The sequence below is a fragment of the Agromyces sp. 3263 genome, assembly GCF_031456545.1.
Classification (GTDB): Bacteria; Actinomycetota; Actinomycetes; order Actinomycetales; family Microbacteriaceae; genus Agromyces.
In genome coordinates this window covers 1,221,205-1,243,869 of sequence record NZ_JAVDUV010000001.1, presented here as the reverse complement: position 1 = coordinate 1,243,869, position 22,665 = coordinate 1,221,205, and the positions used below count along the sequence as shown (strand labels likewise).

The 22,665-nt window shown below is 71.2% G+C and carries 22 protein-coding genes; 14 read left to right on the top strand and 8 right to left on the bottom strand.

Annotated features, from left to right (window positions below):
- The first annotated feature begins 25 nt into the window (after positions 1–25).
- Positions 26–1,486, top strand: a complete 1,461-nt coding sequence (locus tag J2X63_RS05665; protein WP_309974929.1) for an APC family permease — start codon at positions 26–28, stop codon at positions 1,484–1,486.
- 65 nt (positions 1,487–1,551) lie between these two features.
- A complete protein-coding gene (locus tag J2X63_RS05660) occupies positions 1,552–1,947 on the top strand; it encodes a hypothetical protein (RefSeq protein ID WP_309974925.1) in 396 nt (131 codons plus the stop codon).
- Between the two features lie 6 nt (positions 1,948–1,953).
- Here J2X63_RS05660 and J2X63_RS05655 read toward each other — a convergent pair whose 3' ends face one another.
- From J2X63_RS05655 to J2X63_RS05635, 5 genes are all read right to left on the bottom strand, one after another.
- Positions 1,954–2,439: a helix-turn-helix domain-containing protein gene (locus J2X63_RS05655; protein ID WP_309974923.1), complete on the bottom strand. Its 486-nt coding sequence runs from the start codon at positions 2,437–2,439 to the stop codon at positions 1,954–1,956.
- A gap of 12 nt (positions 2,440–2,451) precedes the next feature.
- Positions 2,452–4,074 carry an ABC transporter permease gene (locus J2X63_RS05650; RefSeq protein ID WP_309974920.1) on the bottom strand — a complete coding sequence of 541 codons (1,623 nt, stop codon included), beginning with the start codon at positions 4,072–4,074 and terminating at the stop codon, positions 2,452–2,454.
- Positions 4,071–5,003, bottom strand: a complete 933-nt coding sequence (locus tag J2X63_RS05645; protein WP_309974917.1) for an ABC transporter ATP-binding protein — start codon at positions 5,001–5,003, stop codon at positions 4,071–4,073. The genes J2X63_RS05650 and J2X63_RS05645 overlap by 4 nt, the downstream gene beginning before the upstream one ends.
- Positions 5,004–5,103: 100 nt before the next feature.
- Positions 5,104–5,772, bottom strand: coding sequence for a TrkA family potassium uptake protein (locus J2X63_RS05640; RefSeq protein ID WP_309974914.1), 669 nt, complete (start codon positions 5,770–5,772; stop codon positions 5,104–5,106).
- A complete protein-coding gene (locus tag J2X63_RS05635; protein ID WP_309974911.1) occupies positions 5,765–7,207 on the bottom strand; it encodes a potassium transporter TrkG in 1,443 nt (480 codons plus the stop codon). The genes J2X63_RS05640 and J2X63_RS05635 overlap by 8 nt, the downstream gene beginning before the upstream one ends.
- Positions 7,208–7,281: 74 nt before the next feature.
- On the opposite strand from J2X63_RS05635, the gene J2X63_RS05630 reads away from it, so the two are divergent.
- Positions 7,282–7,722, top strand: coding sequence for a metalloregulator ArsR/SmtB family transcription factor (locus J2X63_RS05630; protein ID WP_309974908.1), 441 nt, complete (start codon positions 7,282–7,284; stop codon positions 7,720–7,722).
- 3 nt (positions 7,723–7,725) lie between these two features.
- On the opposite strand, the gene J2X63_RS05625 is transcribed toward J2X63_RS05630, so the two are convergent.
- Positions 7,726–8,235 (bottom strand): N-acetyltransferase, encoded by a 510-nt coding sequence (locus tag J2X63_RS05625; protein WP_309974905.1) that lies wholly within the window; start codon positions 8,233–8,235, stop codon positions 7,726–7,728.
- A 142-nt stretch (positions 8,236–8,377) separates the two neighbouring features.
- Here J2X63_RS05625 and J2X63_RS05620 point away from each other — a divergent pair, with 142 nt between their 5' ends.
- The 4 genes from J2X63_RS05620 to J2X63_RS05605 all read left to right on the top strand — a co-directional run bounded on the left by J2X63_RS05620 (position 8,378) and on the right by J2X63_RS05605 (position 11,488).
- Entirely contained in the window at positions 8,378–8,476 is a 99-nt protein-coding gene (locus tag J2X63_RS05620; protein WP_003792170.1) for a 30S ribosomal protein bS22, read from the top strand.
- Between the two features lie 110 nt (positions 8,477–8,586).
- Positions 8,587–8,856, top strand: a complete 270-nt coding sequence (locus J2X63_RS05615) for a glutaredoxin family protein (protein ID WP_309974903.1) — start codon at positions 8,587–8,589, stop codon at positions 8,854–8,856.
- A gap of 43 nt (positions 8,857–8,899) precedes the next feature.
- Positions 8,900–10,459, top strand: a complete 1,560-nt coding sequence (locus J2X63_RS05610; RefSeq protein ID WP_309974899.1) for an FAD-dependent oxidoreductase — start codon at positions 8,900–8,902, stop codon at positions 10,457–10,459.
- Positions 10,460–10,507: 48 nt separating this feature from the next.
- Positions 10,508–11,488 (top strand): HAD family hydrolase, encoded by a 981-nt coding sequence (locus J2X63_RS05605; protein WP_309974896.1) that lies wholly within the window; start codon positions 10,508–10,510, stop codon positions 11,486–11,488.
- Positions 11,489–11,530: 42 nt separating this feature from the next.
- Here J2X63_RS05605 and J2X63_RS05600 read toward each other — a convergent pair whose 3' ends face one another.
- Entirely contained in the window at positions 11,531–12,454 is a 924-nt protein-coding gene (locus J2X63_RS05600) for a formylglycine-generating enzyme family protein (protein ID WP_309974893.1), read from the bottom strand.
- A gap of 123 nt (positions 12,455–12,577) precedes the next feature.
- A complete protein-coding gene (gene aspS / locus J2X63_RS05595; RefSeq protein ID WP_309974892.1) occupies positions 12,578–13,924 on the bottom strand; it encodes an aspartate--tRNA(Asn) ligase in 1,347 nt (448 codons plus the stop codon).
- A gap of 89 nt (positions 13,925–14,013) precedes the next feature.
- Between aspS and J2X63_RS05590 the strand changes: the two genes are divergently transcribed.
- The 7 genes from J2X63_RS05590 (at position 14,014) to J2X63_RS05560 (ending at position 22,625) form a co-directional block, all read left to right on the top strand.
- Positions 14,014–14,970, top strand: a complete 957-nt coding sequence (locus tag J2X63_RS05590; protein ID WP_309974888.1) for a Dyp-type peroxidase — start codon at positions 14,014–14,016, stop codon at positions 14,968–14,970.
- A 101-nt stretch (positions 14,971–15,071) separates the two neighbouring features.
- Complete coding sequence (locus tag J2X63_RS05585) at positions 15,072–15,716, top strand: histidine phosphatase family protein (RefSeq protein ID WP_309974885.1); 645 nt, start codon at positions 15,072–15,074, stop codon at positions 15,714–15,716.
- Between the two features lie 11 nt (positions 15,717–15,727).
- Complete coding sequence (locus J2X63_RS05580; protein ID WP_309974882.1) at positions 15,728–16,366, top strand: TlpA disulfide reductase family protein; 639 nt, start codon at positions 15,728–15,730, stop codon at positions 16,364–16,366.
- A 13-nt stretch (positions 16,367–16,379) separates the two neighbouring features.
- Positions 16,380–17,135 (top strand): cytochrome c biogenesis protein CcdA, encoded by a 756-nt coding sequence (locus J2X63_RS05575; protein WP_309974880.1) that lies wholly within the window; start codon positions 16,380–16,382, stop codon positions 17,133–17,135.
- 10 nt (positions 17,136–17,145) lie between these two features.
- Positions 17,146–18,888: a cytochrome c biogenesis protein ResB gene (locus J2X63_RS05570; RefSeq protein WP_309977809.1), complete on the top strand. Its 1,743-nt coding sequence runs from the start codon at positions 17,146–17,148 to the stop codon at positions 18,886–18,888.
- A 51-nt stretch (positions 18,889–18,939) separates the two neighbouring features.
- Positions 18,940–19,953, top strand: a complete 1,014-nt coding sequence (ccsB, locus tag J2X63_RS05565; protein WP_309977807.1) for a c-type cytochrome biogenesis protein CcsB — start codon at positions 18,940–18,942, stop codon at positions 19,951–19,953.
- Positions 19,954–20,033: 80 nt separating this feature from the next.
- Entirely contained in the window at positions 20,034–22,625 is a 2,592-nt protein-coding gene (locus J2X63_RS05560) for an AAA family ATPase (RefSeq protein ID WP_309974877.1), read from the top strand.
- Positions 22,626–22,665: the final 40 nt, after the last annotated feature.

Genomic DNA, 22,665 nt, shown 5'->3' with positions numbered 1-22,665 from the left:
CTTACGGACGCACAGGAGCGATGCAATGACGCAGCCCGATCTCGAGACTGAGACCTCCCACATCCGGGCGGTCGAGTACGAGCAGCACCAGTTGAAGGCCGACGGCGTGAGCCCGGCCGGCTCGATCGTGATGGCCGTGGCCGGCAGTGCCCCCGCCTATTCGATCGCGGCCACCACCGCGACGCTCGTCGGCGTCGCCGGCCTGGGCGCGCCCGGCGCCCTCCTCTGGTGCGGGCTCCCGATGCTCGGCATCGCCTGGGCGTTCCTCTACCTCGGCCGGGTCGACGTGCACGCGGGCGCCTCCTACTCGTGGGTCGCTCGCGGCCTTCACCCGATCCTCGGTTTCCTCTCGGGCTGGGCGCTCGTGATCTCGGCGACCATCTTCATGGTGGCCGGCGCGCTGCCCGCCGGCGCCATGACCGTGTCGCTCTTCGACCCCGCGCAGGCCGACAACGTGCCGCTCATCACGGCGGTCGGCGCACTCTGGTTCCTCGTCATGGCCGCCTGCGTGATCTTCGGCGTGACCGTCACGGCCCGTGCGCAGTGGATCATGTCGGTCGTCGAGGTCGGGATCCTCGTGGTGTTCGCCGCCGTGGCGATCTTCCGCGCCTCCACGAGCGAGCACGCCGGCCCGAACTTCTCGTGGGACTGGCTGGGATTCACCCACCTGTCGGGAGCGGGCGTCTTCGTGGCATCCGCCCTCATCGCCGCCTTCTACTACTGGGGCTGGGATGTCGCGGCCAACCTCAACGAGGAGACGAAGGACGGCCACAAGTCGGCCGGGTCCGCGGGCATCATCGGCGTCATCATCGTCTTCCTGCTCTTCGAGGTCTTCACGATCGCGACGCTCGTCATGCTGCCCACCGAGACGATCGAGGACAACAGCGCGAACATCCTCTCGGTGCTCGGCGACGTCGTCTGGCCGGGCATCGGCGGCAAGATCCTCATCGTCGCGGTCGCGCTCTCGACGATCGCCACGCTCGAGACGACGCTCATCCAGGTCACGCGCACGCTCTTCGCGATGGGCCGGGACCGCACCATTCCGTTCGCCTTCGGCCGGATCAACCGTCGGTGGAAGACGCCGGTGTTCGCCACCCTCGTCGTGGTCGGCGTCTCGGTGGTGCTCTTCGTCGGCTCGAACTTCCTCGGCAGCGTCGGCGACATCCTGTCGAATGCGATCAGCTCGATCGGCCTGCAGATCGCGTTCTACTACGCGCTGGCCGGGCTCGCCGTGGTGGTCGGCTTCCGCAAGGTGATCTTCAAGTCCGTGAAGAACTTCCTCCTCATCGGCCTGTGGCCGGCGATCGGGGCCGTCTTCATGATCTTCATCTTCTTCAGCTCGATCCCGAACAACGACCCCATCGTGAACATCCTCGGCGTCGGGCTCATCGTGGTCGGGCTCGTGCCGCTCGTGCTCTTCTACCGGAAGGCGCGTGCGTACTACACGCGTCGTCCGCTCGACGTGCCCGAGGACTTCCAGGCGTAGGGCGGGGAGGGCCGGGGCGGGAGGCCCGGTCGGTCGGGGCTCCCGCGGTCCGATACCGTGATCGCATGGAAGCATCGGAGGTCATCTCGGTCGTCACCGAGGTGATCGGGTGGATCGCCCTCGCGGGCGCGCTGGTGTGCCTCCTGCTGGCCCTGCTCATCCGGCTCGCCGATGGCAGGTGGCTGCGCACCGACGCGGTCGTCATCGACCAGGAGCACGGGTCGACCGTGCGATGGTTCGCGGAGGGCGCCTTCCACCAGCGCCGCCTGAGCGACGAGGAGCGCGTGCACGTCCGGAACGTCGAAGAGGAGCCCGCCTACTATCGCGAGCGGGAGCCCGACCGGCTCCGCCTCCATGAGCCGCCGGTGGGCCGGCGGGTGACGCGCTGGCTCGGGTTCGTCCTGCTCGCGATCGCCTCGGTCGCCGGGCTCGTGAACCTCGTGCTCATGCTCGCCGGCTGAGCGTCCTCATCCTGATTCCGCCGCGGGCTCCCCGCGCAGCGTCTCCCACTCGCGCATGAGGTCGGGCATGCGCGTGTCGACGAAGCGGTAGAACCGCGCCATCTCGCGGGCGCGCACGGCACCGGCGGCCGTCTCGTCGCCGATGGCGTCGGCGGCGCGGTCGCCGAGGTCGGCGATCACGCCGTAGATCGGGCTCTTCGCCATGAGCGCCGTGTACCAGGCGTCGTCGAGGAACTCCCACTTGTCGCGCCGGCTGCCGGGCTGGGGAAGCCGGTGGAGGATGCCGATCTGCTCGAGGTACCGGACGGCGCCCGAGATCGCGGCCGCGCTCACGCCGAGCTGCTCGCCCAGCTCGCTCGCGGTCAGGCCGCCGCGGTCGGCGACCACGAGCGCCATGAGCACGCGGGCCGGCATCCGGGGGAAGCCCGCCGCGGTGAGGACCGCGGCCGACTGGTCGACCGCGGCCTTCAGGCCCTGCTCGTCGCGTGGCATCCGCTCAGTCTCTCATCCGCCGCTCGCGAGCTCGCGGCGGCGCATGGCGAGCACGGCGACCGCACCGGCGGCCAGCCCGATCGCCAGCATCCAGATGCCACCCGACCAGTCGGTCTCCCCGCCTGCCGGAACCGGCGAATGGGCGAACGGCGAGAGGTCGACGGCCCACTCGGGGAACTGCAGGATCGGGCCGAAGGTGCCGAGGATCGCCGCCACGCCGACCGTGATCCAGCCCACCGAGATCGTCGCGCGCGGCAGGAACGCGAACACGAGCAGGGTGAGCCCGAGGAACACGAGGCAGGCCGGAAGTTGCGCCGCCGCCGCTTCGAGCACGTTCGGCACGAGCGACTCGGGATCGGATGCCGCGCCGGCGCCGGCGATGCCCGCGAGGGCCGCCGCAGCCAGCACGATGACGATGACGATCGTGCCGACGATCCAGTACTCGAGCAGCCAGCGGACGCGCGGCACGGGCGTGCCGAGGATGAGCTCGGCGGTGCCGTGGGCCTCCTCCTGCCGCGCCCGGATGCCCACCTGGACGGCACAGCACGCGGCCAGCACGCCGACGATGCCGTAGAACACGGCGACGAACGCCTCCTCGATCGAGGCGTCGCTGCCGATCGCGCGGCGGAGCGTCTCGAGCACCGCGGGGGTGTCGGTCGCAGCCTGGTTGATCACCGACGAGAGCGACGTCGCGAGCAGCCCCGTCGCCACCGCGCCGGCCGTCCACGAGAGGAGGATGGACGTGTTGAGCCGCCAGGCGAGCCCGAACGAGCTCGAGAGCACCGGGCCCGCAGTCGCGCGGCCGGCGCGTCCGGCGAGGAGGCTCGCGCCCTGGTCCCGCACGGACTGCAGGCCGTAGACGACGCCGATCAGCACCGCCGCGAAGGCGAGCGGGATGAGCAGCGGGGTCAGGTCGTTCTCGACGTAGGCGCCCGTGAACTGGCCGTAGCCCATGGGAGAGAGCCAGCTCGGCCAGGCCGGGGTCACATGCAGCAGGTCCTCCGACGGCGTGCCCGCCGCATCCCCGATGCCACGCAGCAGGTAGGCCACGAGCACGAAGGCGACCGAGATCCCGTTCGCGCCGCGCGACGTGCGGAACAGCTGGGCGGCGAACAGCCCGAATGCGAGGAACGCGAAGCCCGACACGGCGATGGCCGCGCCCCACACGAACGAACCGACCGGCTCGAGGCCGTTCGCCATGAGCGCCAGGGCGATGAACAGGCCGAGCACGACGTTGGCGAGCACGCCGTGCACGACCGTGGCGGTCGTGGGCCGGATGCGGCCCGCGGGCGTCGCCGCGATCGACTCGGCGCGGCCCTGCTCCTCCTCCTGCCGGGTGTGGCGCACCGCGAGGAACGTGCTCATGAGACCGCCCATGAGGGCCAGCCACGCGAACAGCAGGAAGAACGCGAACGCGCCGTCGCTGATGCCGTTGGGCGTGCCGCGGAAGATGAGGATCGTGCGGGTGGCGATGGCCACGCCCAGGATCTCGCGTCGGTCCTGCTCCTCGCCGTAGGTGTCGTACACCGCCGAGACCGAGGCGTAGGCGAGCAGCGCGGTGCCGAGGATCCACAGCGCGAGCTGCAGCCGGTCGCGGCGGATGCGCTGCCGCAGCAGCACGAGGAACGGGGTCACGCGCGGGCCTCGGCTCCGGCCGGGGTGAGCTCTTCGCCGTAGTGGCGCAGGAAGAGGTCCTCGAGGGAGGGCGGGGCGACGGTCAGTCCCTGCACCTCGAGGCGCGCGAGCTCGGGCAGGACCCCCGCGACGCCGTCGCTGTCGACGGTGAACCGCACCCGCCCGCTGTCGATGACGAGGTCGTGGATGCCCGGGATCGCCGTGACCGCGGCCTCGCGCGCCGGGTCGTGGGCGAAGGAGATCTCGGTGCGCGTGAGGTGGCGGAGCTCGGCGAGCGTGCCGCTCTCGACGGTCTTCCCCGCGCGGATGATGCTCACGCGGTCGCAGAGGGCCTCGACCTCGGAGAGGATGTGGCTCGAGAGCAGTACGGTCGACCCCTCGCCGGCGATACGGTCGACCTCGCGGTTGAACATCTGCTCCATGAGCGGGTCGAGGCCGCTGGTCGGCTCGTCGAAGAGGTAGAGCTCCGCCGGAGTGGCGAAGGCGGCGATGAGCGCGACCTTCTGCCGATTGCCCTTCGAGTACGAGCGCCCCTTCTTGCGCGGGTCGAACTGGAACGCCTCGCAGAGCCGCTCCCGGCGCGCGAGGTACGCGGCTTTGTCGCCCGTGCCGCCGCGCAGCCGGCTGAGCAAGTCGATCGCCTCGCCGCCGGTGAAGTTCGGCCAGATCGAGACGTCGCCCGGCACGTACGCGATGCGCCGGTGCAGTTCGGCGGCGTCGGTCCACGGGTCGCGACCGAAGAGCGTCGCCTCGCCGCCGGATGCGCGCGCCAGCCCGAGCAGGATGCGGAGGGTGGTGGTCTTGCCGGCCCCGTTGGGGCCGAGGAATCCGTGCACCTCGCCGGCCTCGACCGAGAGGTCGAGTCCGTCGAGGGCGATGGTGCGCCCGAACCGCTTCTGGAGGCCGCGGGCGCTGATCACAGTGGTCATGATCGCGATGCTACGCCCGATTCACAATTTTGTGAATACTCGAAACAGGGGATGCCGCGACGGTCGCAGTCGCGCACGATCGGCCCGCGGCATCCGCTCGCTATTCGAGCGCGGCGAACTTCTCGATGTCGCCTTCGGTGCCCGACACGATGATGAGATCGTGGTTGGACACGACCGTGTCCTGGGTGGCGTACGTGAACGGCTTGCCGGGGCTCTTGACGCCCACGACGGTGACGTTGTGACGCGAGCGCACGCCCGAATCGGTGAGGTTCTTGCCGCGGATCGGCTTGGGCGGGTACATCTTCACGAGGGCGAAGTCGTCGTCGAACTCGATGAAGTCGAGCATGCGCCCGCTGACCAGGTGCGCCGTGCGCTCGCCGGCCTCGCGCTCGGGGTAGATGACGTGGTTCGCGCCGATGCGCTCGAGGATCTTGCCGTGCGAGGTCGAGATGGCCTTCGCCCAGATCTGCGGGACCTTCAGGTCGACGAGGTTCGCGGTGATGAGCACGGACGCCTCGATCGAGGAGCCGACCGCGCAGACCGCCGTCGAGAAGTCCTGGGCGCCGATCTGGCGCAGGGCGTCGATGTTGCGGGCGTCGGCGACGACCGCGTGGGTCACCCGCTCGGCCCACTTCTGCACCAGTCCCTCGTCGTCGTCGACGGCGAGCACCTCGCGACCGAGCCGGTCGAGCTGCCCTGCAGTGGCGGCGCCGAACCGGCCGAGGCCGATCACGAGCACCGGGGCGTCGTGTCTGATCCGATCAACCAACGATGGGCCTCTCTTCCGGACGGCGATACAACTGCCGGCGTTGGCTGGCCGCCAGCGCCGCGGCGAGTGTCACTGTACCAACCCGCCCCATGAACATCGTGGCGGCCATCACGTACACCGCCGACGGCGGGAGCTCGGCGGTCAGGCCGGTCGACAGCCCGCAGGTGGCGAACGCGGAGATGACGTCGAAGAGCACGAAGTCGAGCGGCTGCTTCGTGATCTGCGAGATGGCGATCGAGGAGACCGCGACGATAGTCGCCCCCCACAGCACGACGCTGACCGCGAGGCGCAGGATGTCGCGGGGGATGCGCCGGCCGAACGCCTCCATCGCGGGCGCACCGCGGGCCTCGGCGAATGCCGCGAGGAACAGCACGGCCAGCGTGGTCACCTTGATGCCGCCCGCGGTCGACGCCGAACCGCCCCCGACGAACATGAGCATGTCGGTGACGAGCAGGCTCGAGCCGTTGAGGTCGGCCATGTCGATGGTCGCGAAGCCGCCCGAGCGGGTCATCATCGACATGAAGAACGACTCGAAGATCGTCGTGCCGGCGTCGAGCCGTCCATACGTCTTCGGGTTGTTGTACTCGAGGAGGAGGAACGCCGCGGCACCGAGCACGAAGAGGATGAGGGTGGTCGTGAGCGTGAGCTTCACGTGCACGCTCCACTTGCGCGGCTGCCGCCACGACTTCGCCAGGGCGAAGATGACCGGGAAGCCGAGGCTCCCGAGGAAGACGCCGATCATCATCATCGACAGCATCCAGAAGTCCTGCTGGAACGGTTCGAGACCACCCGGATTCGGACTGAATCCCGTGTTGGTGAAGGCCATCGCCGAGTAGTAGAAGGCGTACCAGACCGAGAGGAGCGCGTCATAGCCGGCCGCGAGGAAGCTCGGGATCATGGCGAGGGCGATCACGACCTCGATGACGAGGGCGCTGATCGCGACCGTGACGAGCAGGCCGCCGACCTCGCCGAGCCGCACCGCCTGGCGCTCCGAGACGGGGCCGACGTGGATGCGCGACGGGTTGGAGTCGCTGGCGGCGATGAGCTTGGCCCGCAGGCCCAGCCGGCGGGAGATGACGAGGCCTAGGATGGAGGCCAGCGTCAGTACGCCGATACCGCCGATGTTGACGCCGATGAACACGAGCGCGTTGCCGAAGGGTGACCAATGCGTCGCCATGTCGACGGTCGCGAGACCCGTCACGCAGATCACCGAGACCGCCGTGAACAGCGCGTCGTACAGCGGCGTGCCCGATCCTTCCCCGGCCCGCGCGATCGGCAGCGAGAAGAGGAGGGTGAACAGCAGCACCAGGCCGGCGAAGATCAGGATCGCGAATCGCGAGGGCGAGTTGCGCACCAGCGCGTCGACCGCGTCCCGCAGCCGGCCGATCCACGAGCGCGACGGCACACCGCGCCGGCGGAACGGCTGTGCCGTCATCGGACCCCCTCACGCCACCGTCTGACAACGCGTGAGTCATGGTACTCCCCGCCGGGAATGACTAGCCTTGACGCATGGCGGACATCTTCGACGTGGTGGCGGACACGACCCGACGCGACATCCTCGCGGTCCTCCTCGAGCGCGAGACGTCGGTTCCCGCGTCCGGCGGCGAGATCAGCGTCTCCGAGATCGTCTCGACCCTCGGCCTCAGCCAGCCCACGGTCTCCAAGCACCTCAAGGTGCTTCGCGAGGCGGGTCTCGTGGGCGTGCGCGAGGAGGGCCAGCACCGGTACTACCACCTCGACCGCGGCCCCCTCGAGGTACTCGAGGACTGGCTCATTCCGTTCGTGTCATCCGATGCCGCAGCGGATGCCGCGACCCTCGCCGGTGTGGACTCCGAAGATGCCGCCTCGCTCAACCACGACCAGCTCGCCCTCGCCTCGGCCATCGGCAAGGCGTTCGCCGAGACCGCCCAGAAGGTCACCTCGGTCGTCGGGCCGAAGAAGCGCAAGTAGCCGTCAGCGCAACGGCTTGATCATCTCCAACTCGAGCCCGCCCGGCGCCAGCTCGTACTCGCGGCTGCGCCCGGTGAGCGTGAACCCGAGCTTCTCGTAGAAGCGTCGTGCGCGGGGGTTGTCCTCGTGCACCTCGAGCCGCAGGGTGTCGCCGTGATCGCGCGCCCAGTCCTCGACCGCCTCGAGCAGCAGCCGGGTGACCCCGATCGCGTCGCCTCGGTAGTCGGGGGCGACGTAGACGCCGACGAGCAGCGGCCCGGTGGTGCCCCTCGGGATGTAGCCGCCCATGTGCCCGACCCAGCGGTCGCCGACGATGGCGACGATCGACGTCTGCCCGGCGGTCGTGCCCCGTGCTGCGCGCAGGCGCCAGCCGGCCTCGTCGACCTGCTCGGCGTGCTCGAGGGTCTCGCCGAAGGCGAGCGGGTAGTCGCGCAGCATCTCGAGGCGCAGCGTGCGGACGGAGGCCCAGTCGTCTTCGGTCGTGGTGCGGATGACGACGTCGTGGGCGCGCATTCCTCGACGCTAATGCATGCCGAGAAGCCGGATGGAACGGGTACGGACGGGCGCACCCGCCGGATCGGCTAGACTAACGCGAGGCTTTCCCGCCTCTGGCTGCGGCACGCGCGGCCGTCTCGATCTTTTCTGTGAGGTTTCGATGGGTTCCGTCATCAAGAAGCGCCGCAAGCGCATGGCGAAGAAGAAGCACCGCAAGCTGCTTCGCAAGACGCGTCACCAGCGTCGCAACAAGAAGTAGTCGTCCTTCGCACGACCGGCAGAGCGCCAGGCCAGGCGGCCTGGCGTTTTCGCTTTCCTCGTCGACCACTCGTCGACGATCCTCCGCGCCGCGTGCGTAGGCTGGAACGCGTGACCCGCGACATCCGACTCACCCTCATCGGCAAGCCCGGCTGCCATCTGTGCGACGACGCGCGCGTGGTCGTGCAGTCGGTGATGGCCGAGATCCGGGCGACGGATGCCTCGAGCCGCATGTCGCTCGAGGAGCGATCCATCCTCGACGACGCCGCGCTCGCGCAGCAGTACGCCGAGGAGATCCCCGTGCTGCTGATCGACGGCGAGGTGCACGACTACTGGCGCGTGGACCCGGCGCGACTGAAGACGGCGCTGCTCGCGCTCTGACTGCGTCGTTGCGCTCCACCGTCCGTGGGCGTTGACTGGTCGCATGACGTCGCTGTGGGCAGCACAGGCCGTGGCCGACGAGCTCGGGCCGGAGCCCGCGCTCCCGCGATCCGAGGGCGCCCCGCCTCCCGGCGACCGCTTCGACGTCGCCGTCGTCGGCGCGGGGATCACCGGCCTCTCCACGGCGCTGCTGCTGCGCCGGGCCGGGGCGAACGTCATCGTGCTCGAGGCCGACCACGTCGCGGCGCTCGCGACGGGCGGCAATACGGGCAAGGTGAGCGTGCTGCAGTCGGCGATGCTGCAGCGCATCCGGGCGGCGCACCCGGCGCGCGTCGTTCGGGCATACGCCGACGCGAACCTCGACGGGCTGCGCTGGATCGCCGAGTTCGCCGCGCAGCACGGCGTGCCCGTCTCCGAGGAGACCGCCTACAGCTACGCGGTCTCCGACGAGGGCCTCCGCACGGTCGACCGCGAGTTCGAGGCGGCCGCCGAGGCGGGGCTGCCGGTCGAACGCGTCGACGGCATGCCGCACCTGCCGTTCCCGTTCGCGGGCGCCGTCGCCCTGCCGCGGCAACTCGGGCTCGACCCGTATGCCCTCGCCCTCTCCATGGCCCGGGCGTTCGTCGCCGAGGGCGGCGTGCTGCTCGAGGGGATGCGCGTCGAGCACGTCGACGCGTCCAAGCCCGTGCAACTCCGTACACCTCACGGCACCGTGCGAGCGGATGCCGCGGTCATCGCCACGGGCGCTCCCACCATGACGCGGGGGCTCTACTTCGCGAAGACGCGCCCGCTGCGCTCGCACCTCACGTCGTATCGCGTGGCCGAGGCTCCGCCGCCCGGGCTGTTCATCTCGGTCGACGACCCGACGCGGTCGATCCGCACGACACCCGACGTCGCCGGCGGCGTCGATGCGGCGCCCCTGCTCCTCGTCGGCGGCAACGGGCACCCGGTCGGGCGCGCGCCGTCGACCGAGGCCCGCGTGCGCGACCTGATCTCGTGGACCGGCCGGCACTTCCCGGGCGCCGAACTCACCCACCGGTGGGCGGCGCAGGACTACCAGTCGGCGAACCTCGTGCCCTTCGTCGGGCGGATGCCGCGGGGCTTCGGACGCGTGTGGCTCGCCACGGGGTACGCCAAGTGGGGGCTCGCGAACGGGGCGGCAGCCGGCATCCGTATCTCCGAGGAGATCCTCGGCGTGCCGTGGGGCGAGCGTCGCCCGTGGATCCGGGTGCTCGGCACGCGCACCACGATGCCGTCCGACTTGGGCCGGGGCGCCGTGGAGGGGGCGCACGTGGCGAGCTGGATCGCCGTGGGCTGGGGCGGCGCGGCCCTGCATCCCGCTCCGGCTGAAGCGCCGGCCGAGGGTCAGGGCGTCGTCGTGTCCCGGGCCGGCGTGCCGTACGGGATCTCGACGGTGGATGGCCGCACCTGCGCGGTGCGCGCCGTGTGCACGCACCTCGGCGGGGTGCTGCGGTGGAACGACGCCGAGACGAGTTGGGACTGCCCGCTGCACGGCTCCCGCTTCGAGGCATCCGGTCGCCGCATCGAGGGCCCGGCGGTGCGCGACCTGCCGCAGGAGCCGCGCGTGCCCGAGGCAAGCTGAGTCTCGCTCGCCATTCCTCCCTTGCCTTGCCGGATGTCGCATGACAGCGTGGGACGCAGACCGCCGACGTCGGCGGTCGACCGCGCGGGGGAGGTCCGACACGTGACACGCGAGCTGCCGTCCTGGGCCGACGGACCCACCCGCGACGCGATCCTCGAGTTCGTGGCATCCGTCACCGAGGGCCCCGACGCCGTGCCCGAGGAGCAGCGGGTCGCGGTGTTCGACAACGACGGCACGCTCTGGACCGAGAAGCCGATGCCCACCCAGCTGCACTACATCGTGCAGCAGTGGCGCGCCGCCGCCGAGGCCGACCCGTCGCTCGCCGAGCACCAGCCATACCAGGCCGCCGTGACCGGCGACCTCGCGTGGCTCGGGGCCGCCATCGACAAGCACTACGACGGCGACGAGTCCGACATCGAGACGCTGATCGGCGCGATCGTGCGGCTCACCGACGGGATGAGCGTCGAGCAGTACGCGAGCTCGGTGGCCGAGTTCTACCGCACGGCGAAGCACCTCACCCTGCAGCGCGCGTACCGCAACGCGGTGTACGCCCCGATGGTGGAGCTCATGCGCCACCTCGAGGGCAACGGCTTCACCTGCTACATCGTGTCGGGCGGCGACCGCGACTTCATGCGGCCGATGACCGAGGACTACTACGGGATCCCGCCCGAGCGGGTGATCGGCTCGGCGCTCGGGCTGCGCTACGACGACGAGGAGGCGCAGGTGCGATATACCGACGCCTTCGACTTCATGGACGACGGCGACGAGAAGCCCATCCGCATCTGGAGCCGCATCGGTCGGCGCCCGCTGCTCGCCGCGGGCAACTCCAACGGCGACGTCCCGATGCTCGACTTCGTGCAGCGCGGGGCGGCGGGGCTCGCCCTGCTCGTGCACCACGACGACGACACGGGCCGGGGCGACGCGCCATACGACCAGGGTGCGCAGAAGGCGCTGGCCGCGGCATCCGAGCGGGGCTTCACCGTCGTCAGCGTCAAGCGGGACTGGTCGAGCGTCTTCGCGGACGCGTGATGACGGTGGCCTGCGCCTCGCCTGCTTCGTGTGCGCTGCGCCTCAGGCGACGTCGCGTGCGCAGCGGAACCCGATGTGGGTCGTCGCCGTGTCGTCGGCCTGCGGCGATCGAGCCGCCGGGCGGTAGCGCAGGCAGTACTCGGGCGAGCACAGGTGGGAGCCGCCCTTCAGCACTCGGCGGGGGATGCGCGATCCCGGCTCGGCGGATGCCGCGGCGAGCAGGTTCTCGCGGGAGCCGGCCTCGACCGGCACCCGCCCGGGCACGTCGTGCCGCGGCGCGTAGAAGTCAGTCGTCCACTCCCACACGTTGCCGGTGACGTCGAAGAGGCCGTAGCCGTTCGCCGGGAACGTCATCACCGGCGACGTGCCGACCCAGCCCGCGGCGCCCGTGTTCTCGTAGGGGAAGTGCCCCTGCCACTGGTTCACCATGAGCTCGCCGCCCGGCCGCTCGTCGTCGCCCCAGGCGAACCGGGCGCCGTCGAGGCCCCCGCGGGCCGCGTACTCGAACTCCGCCTCGGTGGGCAGCCGCTTGCCGGCCCACGCGGCGTAGGCCGCGGCATCCTCGAGGCTCACCTGCACGACCGGATGCGTCGGCCTGTCGTCGACGGATGACCCGGCACCGAACGGATGCCGCCAGCTGGCGCCCTCGCCCCAGCGCCACCACTGGCGCCAGTCGCGCAGGTCGACCGGACCTTCGGTCGGCGTGAAGACGAGCCCGCCCGGCACGAGGCCGTCGGGGTCGACGCCCGGGAAGTCGGCCGGATCGAGCGGGCGCTCGGCCACCGTGACGTACCCCGTCGCCTCGACGAACGCGGCGAACCGCTCGTTCGTGACGGGGTGCACGTCGATCTCGAACGCCTCGACCGTGCGCTCGTGCACGGGCGTCTCGTCGGGGTAGAACTCGACCGAGCCCATGCGGAACGAGCCGCCCTCGATGCGCACCATCGGCGTCGTGTCGACCGTCATCCTCCGAGCCTACGCGCGGCGGCGGCCGCGCCGCCCGGGCTCCCTCGTCCGGCCCCGCGCGCCTGGCCGTCATCTCACCGCCCCGGGCGGGAGGGCGCCCGGCGCCGGGCCGGCAGGCCCGGGCTAGGGGAGCAGGCGGGTCGGGCCGCGGAAGAGGTACGTCGTCTCGCGGATCGAGTGCTCCTCGAGCATGAGCATCAGCACGCGGGCGAGCCCCATGCCGAAGCCGCCGTGCGGGGGCACGCCGTAGCGGAAGAAGTCGAGGTAGAACTCGAGCTCCTCGGGGTCGAGCCCCTTCTCCTTCGCCTGCTCGACGAGCACGTCGATGCGGTGCTCGCGCTGGGCGCCGGTCGAGATCTCGACGCCGTTGTAGATGAGGTCGTACGAGTTCGTGATGCCCGGGTCGCCCTCGCGGCGCATGTGGTAGAACGGCCGGATGCTCGACGCGTAGTCGGTGAGGAACACGAAGTCGTGCCCGTACGTCTCCTTGACGTAGGCGGAGATCTGGCGCTCGCCCTCGGGGTCCATGTCCTCGTCGGTGCGTGGGATCACGTAGCCGCGGTCGGCGACGATCTGCTTCGCCTCCGCGAGCGGGATTCGGGGGAACGGCGTCGTGGGCACCTGCAGGTCGATGCCGAACAGCTCGGCGATCTCGGCGCCGTGCTTCTCCTTGACGGCGGCGAAGCCGGCCACGAGGAGCTCCTCGTGCATCTTCATGACGTCCTCGTGCGAGTCGACCCAGCTCATCTCGGCGTCGACCGACGTGAACTCGGTGGCGTGGCGCGAGGTGAACGACGGGTCGGCGCGGAACGCAGGGCCGACCTCGAAGACCTTGCCGAACCCTGCGGGCTGCGCCATCTGCTTGAAGAACTGGGGGCTCTGCGCGAGGTACGCCTTGCCCTCGAAGTAATCGACCTCGAAGAGCTCGGCGCGCGACTCGGACGCCGACGCCATGAGCTTCGGGGTGTGGATCTCGATGAAGTCGTGCTCGACCCAGTACGTGCGCAGCGCGTGGAGGAACGTGGTCTGGATGCGGAAGATCAGGTGCTGCTTCGGCTGGCGCAGGTCGAGGAAGCGCCAGTCCATGCGCTTGTCGAGGCTCGAGTCGGCCGCGATGGGCGTCTCGGGGTTCGCCTCGGCGACCACATCGAGCGAGCCGATCTTCACCTCGATGCCGCCGAGCTTGACGCGCTCGTCGTGCTTCAGCTCGCCGGTGACCGTGATGAACGACCCGTGCGAGAGCGCCGAGATCGTCTCGGTCGTGGCGAGCGCCTCGGCCGCGCCGACGCTCACGCCCTCGGGGTCGAGCTCGCGAGTCGCGGGGTTCACGAGCTGCACCGCCCCCGACTCGTCGCGCAGGATGACGAACTGCACCTTCTTCTGATCGCGCACGGTCTCGACCCATCCGGCGACGGTGACGGGGCCGTCGGGGAGCGCGGCGAGGTTCTTGATCAAGGTGCGTGAGTTCACGATCGACCATCCTACCGGGGCGTTTCCGCGCGTCTCCCGGTACCATCAGCCAGCAGCGAGCGGATGCCGCAGCGGGAGGGAGTTCGCCAGTGGAGGACACGGACCGCAGGGTTCCGATCGATGCCCAGAAGGTCGACGCGCCGCTGTCGCAGTCGGCGGTCTTCCTCACGATCGTGATCGGTCCCGAGCCGGGCGACCTGGCGACCGTCCGCGACGTGGTCTCGGGTCTCGACGACCTCGCCAAGACGGTCGGATTCCGCGACCTGGCCGCGAACCTCTCGTGCGTCGTCGGCATCGGCGCATCGGCTTGGCAGCGTTTCGGGCAAGAGATGCGCCCCGCCGAGCTGCGACCCTTCACGGCGATCACGGGCGGCGCGCATACGGCGCCCTCGACTCCTGGCGACCTGCTCTTCCACATCCGCGCCGATCGCGCCGACCTCTGCTTCGAGTTCGAGCGGCTCCTGCTCGAGCAGCTCGGCGGCGCGGTGACGGTAGCCGACGAGGTGCAGGGATTCCGCTACTTCGACGCGCGCGACCTGCTGGGCTTCGTCGACGGCACTGCGAACCCGAGCGGCGCGGGCATGGCCGACGCGACGCTCATCGGCGACGAGGATCCGGCGTTCGCGGGCGGCAGCTACGTGGTCGTGCAGAAGTACCTGCACGACCTCACGGCGTGGAACGCGATGACCACCGAGCAACAGGAGGCGGTGATCGGCCGCCGCAAGGCCGACAACCTGGAGCTCGACGACACCGAACCGCAGCGGGCGCACAAGACGCTCACCACCATCACCGACGACGAGGGCAACGAGCTCGAGATCCTGCGCGACAACATGCCCTTCGGCAGCCCCGCGGCCGGTGAGTTCGGCACGTACTTCATCGGGTACTCGCGTCGGCTCTGGGTCATCGAGCGGATGCTGCAGCGGATGTTCCTGGGCGACCCGCCCGGTCTCCACGACCGCATCCTCGACGTCTCGACCGCCGTCACCGGGGCGACCTTCTTCGTGCCGCCACTGCACCTGCTCGAGGCGCTCGCCGACGGGGCGTGAGACGGCGACCGCAGCGGCGGTCGACCCGACGGCCGCGCGGTGGCCCACGAGGGCCCGACCCTCGGCGGATTCAAAGGGAACCCCTCTCTAGACTGGAGACCGTGCCGGCCGAGCAGATCCATCTCGTGCGCCATGGCGAGGTCTTCAACCCCCAGGGCGTGCTCTACGGCCGACTCCCCGGATACGGCCTCTCGAGCCTCGGGCACGAGATGGCGCAGCTCGCCGCCGACGACCTCGCCTCGCGGGGCCGCACGATCGGCGCCCTGATCTCCTCGCCGCTGCAGCGCACGCAGCAGTCCGCGGAGCCCATCGCCCGCGTCTTCGAGCTCGAGGCCGCCCTCGACGACCGGGTGATCGAGCCCGAGAACCGGTTCGAGGGCAAGCGCATGAGCGGTCGAGACAGTGCACTGCGCGACGTGCGCAACTGGGCCTTCCTCGTGAATCCGTGGGAGCCGAGCTGGGGCGAGCCGTTCGGCTCGATCGCCCGGCGCATGCTCCACGCGATGGATGACGCCTGGAAGGCGACCGACGACGGCGACGTCGTGATCGTGAGCCACCAGCTGCCGATCTGGATGGTGCACCGCCGGGTCGCGGGCAAGTCGCTGGCGCACGACCCCCGGCGACGCCGCTGCGCGCTGTCGAGCATCACCACGTTCGAGCGTCGGGGCGCATCCTTCGTCGAGGTCGGCTACCGTGATCCGGCCCGCCGCCTCTCCGCGAACGCCAGCGATGTGGGGGCGGTGTGATGCGGCGCCGGATGCGGCCCCGTGCCGGGCTCACGATCCTCGCCGCGTTCGCCGCGGCATCCGCCCTGCTGCTCACCGGGTGCACGAGCGACCCGCTCGCCGACCAGTACCGCGAGGGCAGCGGCAAGAACTACATCGCCGGCGACGGCACCATCTCGGAGTACGCGGCCGACCAGCGGGGTGAGCCGATCGCGTTCTCGGGTGAGACGGTCGAGGGCGAGCGCTTCGACTCGGCCGACACCCTCGGCGACGTGACGGTCGTGAACTTCTGGTACGCCGGTTGCGCGCCGTGCCGCGTGGAGGCGCCGATCCTCGAGGAGGTGTCGCAGGGCTTCGCGAGCAACGCCGACACCGACGCGATCGACGCCCCCGCCGACTCGGGCGTGACCTTCGTGGGCGTGAACGTGCGCGATCAGGCGGGCACCGCCGCCTCGTTCGAGAAGAAGTACGGCGTCACCTACCCGTCGATCCTCGACGTCGAGTCGGGCTCGGCGCAGCTCGCGTTCGCCGGCCCGGTGCCTCCGGCCGCGGTGCCGACGACGATCGTGCTGGACCGTGAGGGCCGGGTCGCCGCGCGCATCCTCGGTCAGCTCACCGACGCGTCGATCCTCGAGTCGATCGTCGACGGCCTCCTGGCCGAGCAGGCCTAGGGACGGCGGCAGCGTGGGCGGGGTCGGCGACGTCGTGCTGAACGGGCAGCTGCTCGCAGCCGTCCCGATCGCGCTCGCCGCGGGGCTCGTCTCGTTCCTCTCGCCGTGCGTGCTGCCGCTGGTGCCCGGCTACCTCGGCTACCTCGGCGGCTTCACGGATGCGTCGGCCGTCGCCTCCGAGGAACGACGCAACCGTCGTCGCCTCATCCTCGGCGTGCTGCTGTTCATCGCCGGGTTCACGGTCGTGTTCGTCACGTTCAACCTGCTCGCCGGCGTCGCGGGAGCGTGGTTCAACGCCTACGGCGACGTGATCACCCGGGCGCTCGGCGTGGTGCTCATCGTGATGGGCCTCGTGTTCATCGGCCAGTTCACGTTCCTGCAGCGCACGTTCAAGCCGTCGTGGCGGCCGGCCACGGGCCTCGCGGGGGCGCCGCTGCTCGGCATCGTGTTCGGCCTCGGCTGGACCCCGTGCATCGGCCCGACCCTCGCGGTCGTGCTGACGCTCAGCGCCGACTCGGCGTCGGCCGGCCGCGCGCTGCTGCTCGGGCTCGCGTACTGCCTGGGCCTCGGCATCCCGTTCCTGCTCGTGGCGCTCGGCTTCGGCTGGGTGACGGGCTCGCTCGCCTTCTTCCGCCGCCACATCCGCACCATCAACATCATCGGCGGGTCGCTGCTCATCGCGATCGGCCTGCTCATGGTGTCGGGCCTCTGGACCATCTGGATGTACGAACTGCAGGCGGTGATCACCGGCTTTGTCCCCGCGATCTGACCCCGACGCACTGTCGCGGCCCGACGACCACATCGACGCTCCCCAGCGCGATGCCGAGTCGCCGGGCGACGACGCATCCGTCACCCAGCCGAAGCTCGGCCTCGTGGGCTGGCTGCGCTTCGCGTGGCGGCAGCTCACGAGCATGCGCACGGCGCTGCTGCTCCTACTGCTGCTCGCGATCGCCGCGGTGCCCGGCTCGCTCGTGCCGCAGCGCTCGAGCGACCCGAACGGCGTGACCCAGTACTTCGCCGACAACCCGGGCCTCGCGCCGGTGCTCGACCGGTTCCAGATGTTCGACGTGTACACGTCGGCGTGGTTCTCGGCGGTGTACCTGCTGCTGTTCGTGTCGCTCATCGGCTGCGTCATCCCGCGCACGAAGCACCACTTCGACGCGCTGCGCGCCCGCCCGCCGCGCACGCCCGTGCGACTCTCGAGGCTCGCCGGCTTCACCGAGCGGCCGCTGCCGACGGGTGAGACGCCGGATGCCGCGATCGACCGCGCGGCTGCCGAGTTGAAGCGCGCCGGCTACCGGGTCGAGCGCTACGACCTGCGCGGCGAGGCATCCGTGTCGGCCGAACGCGGCTACCTGCGCGAGACCGGCAACCTGGTCTTCCACACCGCGCTCCTCGGCGTGCTGGTGGCCGTCGGCATCGGCGGCGGCTTCGGCTTCTCGGGACAGCGCGTGGTCGTCGAAGGCCAGTCCTTCGTGAACACGCTCGCGGCGTACGACTCGTTCAACCCGGGCCGCTTCTTCGACGACGGCACCCTCGACCCCTACAAGCTCTCGCTCGAGGAGCTCGACGCCGTGTACGAGACGCGCAACCAGGAGGCGATCGGGCAGCCGATCGACTTCACCGCGCACGTGTCGGTGCAAGCCAAGGGCGGCGAGTCGACGCCGGGCGTGGTCAAGGTGAACCAGCCGCTGCGCGTGCACGGCACCGACGTCTACCTGCTCGGCAACGGGTATGCCCCCACCATCACGGTGCGCGACCCGCAGGGCGAGGTCGTGTTCACCGACGCGGTGCCGTTCCTGCCGCAGGACGCCAACCTCACGTCGATCGGCGTCGTCAAGGTGCCCGACGGCCTCGAGGAGCAGCTCGGCATGGTGGGGTTCTTCTACCCGACGCAGGAGACGCTCGCCTCTGGTGCGTTCACCTCGAACTACCCCGACCTCGTCTACCCGGTGCTCACGCTGAACGTCTACCAGGGCGACCTCGGCATCGACGGCGGCGAGCCGACCTCGGTGTACACGCTGGACCCGTCGAGCATGGAGCAGCTCACGGGCGGTGCGACCGGTGTCGAGTCGATCGAGCTCATGCCCGGGGAGACCGTGGAGCTGCCGAACGGCCTCGGCTCGGTCACCTTCGAGAACGCCGATCCCGATGCCGCCGAGGGCGACTACTCGCACAGTGTCAGCCGGTTCGCGAGCTTCGACATCCACGACGACCCGTCCCAAGGCTGGGTGCTCGTCTTCGCGGTGCTCATCATCGCGGGCCTGCTCGTGTCGCTCTTCGTGCCGCGTCGCCGCATGTGGGTGAAGGCCGTGCGCCGGCGCGACGGCGCGGTGGTGCTGGAGTACGCCGGCCTCGCGCGCGGCGAGGACCCGGGCCTCGAGGAGGCGGTCGCCTCGTTCGCCAACGCGCACGCGGGTGCGTCGACGGATGCCGCGGCGGCGGCACCCGCGGTCGAGACCGGGCCCGGGGCGGCGCCGCCCGGCGAATCCGCCGATGACCGCGCGAATCCTTCGACGTAAGGTAGAACAGTGACGCTCGACGAGATCTCCATCATCCTCGTGTACTCGGCCATGGCCGTGTACGCGATCGCCTTCATCGCCTACGCGATCGACCTCGCGCGTCGGTCGGCAGCCGCGACGAAGGCGGCGGACGATGCGAAGGCGGCCGTCGTGGCATCCGCACCCGCGACCGGGGCTGCCGCAACTGCCACCACCGCGGCCGGCGCAGCGAGCAGCACGACCGGCGCACCAGCGACCGGCGGAGGCACGGACACGCTCGTGGCCGCACCGCCCGCGCGCGGGGCATCCGTCGCCTGGGGCCGCTCGCCCGCCCTGCGCGTTGCCGTCGCCATGACGGTCGTCGCCTGGCTGCTGCACCTCGCGGCCGACGTCACCCGCGGACTTGCCGCGGGCCGGGTGCCGTGGGCGAACATGTACGAGTTCGCGCTCACCGGCACGCTCGTCATCACCACGGTCTACCTGCTCGTGCTCGTCGTCGCCAAGCACGACCTGCGCTTCCTCGGCACGTTCGTGACCGGCCTCGTGCTCGTGCTGCTCGGCATCGCGACCGTGAACTTCTACGTCAGCGTCGTGCCCCTGCCACCGGCACTGCAGTCGGCCTGGCTCGTGATCCACGTGTTCGTGGCGACCTCGGCGGTCGGATTCCTCGCCCTGGGCTTCGCGCTCTCGGTCGTGCAGCTCATGCAGGCGCGGCGGGAGTCGTTCGCGGCATCCGCCAAGGCCGTCAAGCAGAACTTCCTCGCGACACTGCCCGACTCGGCGACCCTCGAGAACCTGGCCTACCGCGTCATCATCATCGGCTTCATCCTGTGGACGTTCACGCTGATGGCCGGCGCGATCTGGGCCGAGGCGGCGTGGGGCCGCTACTGGGGCTGGGACACCAAGGAGGTGTGGACCTTCATCATCTGGGTGGTCTACGCCGGGTACATCCACGCGCGGGCGACCCGCGGCTGGCGCGGTTCGCGATCGGCGTGGCTCGCGATCATCGGCTTCTCGACGGTGCTGTTCAACTTCACCGTGGTGAACCTGTTCTTCAAGGGACTGCACGCCTACTCGGGCCTCTGATCCGATCGCGGCGCTGAGTCACCCGGCGCCTCAGGGCGCGTGCGGTTGCAGCGCGCGCCCGCGGCGGGCATGCTCGCCCTGTGCGCAGTTCCCTGCTCGAACGCGAGACCGAGCTCGATGAGCTGCGCGCGGCCGTGCGGGAGGCGACGGCCGGGCGCGGCCGCGTCGTGCTGCTCCACGGCGAGGCGGGCATCGGGAAGTCCACGCTGGTGGCGGCGCTGCGAGCGGATCCGCCCGGGGGTGCCCGGGTCCTCGTCGGGTCGTGCGACGCGATGTCGACGCCCCGCACGCTCGGTCCGCTGCGGGATCTCGGCGCGTCGGTCGGACCGCGGCTCGGGGAGGCCCTGCGCGCCGGCGACCGCGAGGAGGTCTACGCCGCGCTCCGGGACGAGCTGGCCGACCCAGGCGGCACCGTGCTCATCGTCGAGGACGTGCACTGGGCCGATGAGGCCACCCTCGACGTGCTGCGGTTCCTCGCCCGCCGCATCGACGACCTGCCGGCGGTGCTCGTGCTCACGTACCGCGACGAGCTCGACCGCGACCATCCCCTCAGCCGCCTCCTCGGCGACCTCGGGCACGGCGACCGCGTCGACCGCATCGCCCTCGCCCACCTGTCGCCCGCCGCCGTGGGCCGGCTCACCGCCGACAGCGGGCTCGACGCCCAGCGGGTCTACCGGATGACCGAGGGCAACCCCTACTTCGTGACCGAGCTCATCGCCTCCGCCGACGAGGCGCGCGTGCCCCCGACGGTGGTCGACGCCGTGACGGGTCGCCTGCGACGCCTCGATGCCGCGACGCAGGACCACGTGGAGCAGCTCGCCGTCGTGCCCTCCGCGGTCGACCGAGACCTGCTCGCGCGGCTCGTGCCGGGGTCCGAGGGGGCGCTGCGGGCCGCCGAGGAGGGCGGACTCCTCGCGGTGAGTGCCGACGGTGTGCGGTTCCGCCACGAGCTGACCCGACGCGCGGTCGTCGACGCGCTGCCGGCCTCACGCCGCATCGAGCTCGAGCGTCGGGTGCTCGGCGCGCTCGTGGCCTCCGGCGTGGCCGACCCCGCCCGGCTCGTGCATCACGCGCTTGCCGCGGGCGACGTGGACGCAGTCGTCGAGTGGGCGCCGCGGGCGGCCCGTGACGCCGCCGCATCGGGCGCGCACCGCCAGGCGACGTCGCACTATCGCGCGGCGCTCGCGCACGCCGACCGCTTCGAGCCGGCCGAACGTGCCGACCTGTCGGAGGAGTTCGCGATCGAGTCGTACACCGTGGGAGCGGCGGTCGAGGCGATGACGACGCAGTCCGAGGTGATCGCCCTGCGACGGCAGCTCGGGGATCCTCGGCGGCTCGGGGCGAGCCTGCGCTGGCTCTCTCGCTTCCAGTGGTTCGCCGGCCGTCGCGCCGACGCCGAGCAGTCGGCTCGCGAGGCATCCGCGGTGCTCGCCGACGCCGGCGACCCCAGCCTGCTCGCCATGGCGCTCAGCAACGAGTCGCAGCTCGCGCTGCTCATGCACGACTCCGAGCGCGCGATGGAGCTCGCCGACCGGGCGATCGCGATCGCGCGCGAGACCGGCGATCGCGCCGTGCTCTCGCACGCGCTGAACAACCACGGCACCGCGCTGATGTTCGGCGCCGACGAGCGGGGGATCGACGAACTCGTCGAGGCCGCCGAGGTCGCGCAGGCGGTCGACGACATGGAGGATGCGGCGCGCGCCTACGTGAACCTCGTCTGGGGCCTGCTCGACCACTACCGGCTCGACCTCGCCGAGTTGCACCTCGCTCGTGCGATGGAGCTCACCGAGCGAGCCGAGTTCATCGGCTTCGTCACCTATCAGCGCATGGAGCAGGGGCGGCTCGACCTGGCGCGGGCCCGATGGGATGACGCCCTGGCGTCGGTCGAACCGGCCCCGGATGCCCCGCACGCCCGTTGCGTCGCACTGACCGTCGCCGGCACCGCCCGCCTGCGGCGCGGCGCCGACGGCGACGAGGGCGCCGACGAGGCACTCGACGAGGCGCGACGGCTCGCCGACGAACTGGCCGAGCTGCAGCGTCGCGGGCCGGTCGCGGCCGCGCGGGCCGAGGCGGCCCTGCTCCGCGGAGATGGGGCCGCCGCCCGCGCGATCGCCCGTCCCGAGTTCGACGAGGCCGACCGCCGGAACGCCCGCGCGCTCCGGGCCGAGCTGGCGTACCTGCTGCGGCGCGCGGGGGACGAGGTGGAGGTGTCGCCCGACGACGGACACCCGTTCGCCGTGCAGGCACGCGGCGACTGGCGCCGCGCGGCCGACCTGTGGCACGAGGCCGGCGCCCCGTACCACGAGGCCGCGGCGCTCGCCGAGAGCCCCGACGAGGCCGACCTCCTCGACGCGCTCGTGATCCTCGACCGACTGGGCGCCGCGCCGCTCGCCCGCCGGGTGCGTGCCGAGCTCCGCGCCCGCGGCGTGCGGAGCATCCCCCGCGGACCGTCGAGCGTGACGCGGCGCAACCCCGAGGGGCTGACCGACCGGCAGGTCGGGGTGCTCGAGCTCCTCGCCGCGGGTCTCACGAACGCCGAGATCGCCGACCGGCTGGTCGTCTCGGTGCGCACGGTGGACAGCCACGTCGCCGCGGTGCTGGCGAAGCTCGGCGTGCAGAGCCGGCAGGACGCCGTGCGCGCCGCCCGCCAACTCGGCCTCCTCTCGGCCTGATCCCACCACGCGCCGGAAGATCTCGGTAGCCGCCGCAGCC

Coding starts and splice junctions, on each gene's coding strand:
- J2X63_RS05665 (WP_309974929.1), top strand. CDS start 26: ATGACGCAGCCCGATCTCGAGACTGAGACCTCCCACATCCGGGCGGTC.
- J2X63_RS05660 (WP_309974925.1), top strand. CDS start 1,552: ATGGAAGCATCGGAGGTCATCTCGGTCGTCACCGAGGTGATCGGGTGG.
- J2X63_RS05655 (WP_309974923.1), bottom strand. CDS start 2,439: ATGCCACGCGACGAGCAGGGCCTGAAGGCCGCGGTCGACCAGTCGGCC.
- J2X63_RS05645 (WP_309974917.1), bottom strand. CDS start 5,003: ATGACCACTGTGATCAGCGCCCGCGGCCTCCAGAAGCGGTTCGGGCGC.
- J2X63_RS05635 (WP_309974911.1), bottom strand. CDS start 7,207: ATGACGGCACAGCCGTTCCGCCGGCGCGGTGTGCCGTCGCGCTCGTGG.
- J2X63_RS05630 (WP_309974908.1), top strand. CDS start 7,282: ATGGCGGACATCTTCGACGTGGTGGCGGACACGACCCGACGCGACATC.
- J2X63_RS05625 (WP_309974905.1), bottom strand. CDS start 8,235: ATGCGCGCCCACGACGTCGTCATCCGCACCACGACCGAAGACGACTGG.
- J2X63_RS05620 (WP_003792170.1), top strand. CDS start 8,378: ATGGGTTCCGTCATCAAGAAGCGCCGCAAGCGCATGGCGAAGAAGAAG.
- J2X63_RS05610 (WP_309974899.1), top strand. CDS start 8,900: ATGACGTCGCTGTGGGCAGCACAGGCCGTGGCCGACGAGCTCGGGCCG.
- J2X63_RS05600 (WP_309974893.1), bottom strand. CDS start 12,454: ATGACGGTCGACACGACGCCGATGGTGCGCATCGAGGGCGGCTCGTTC.
- J2X63_RS05580 (WP_309974882.1), top strand. CDS start 15,728: ATGCGGCCCCGTGCCGGGCTCACGATCCTCGCCGCGTTCGCCGCGGCA.
- ccsB (WP_309977807.1), top strand. CDS start 18,940: ATGGCCGTGTACGCGATCGCCTTCATCGCCTACGCGATCGACCTCGCG.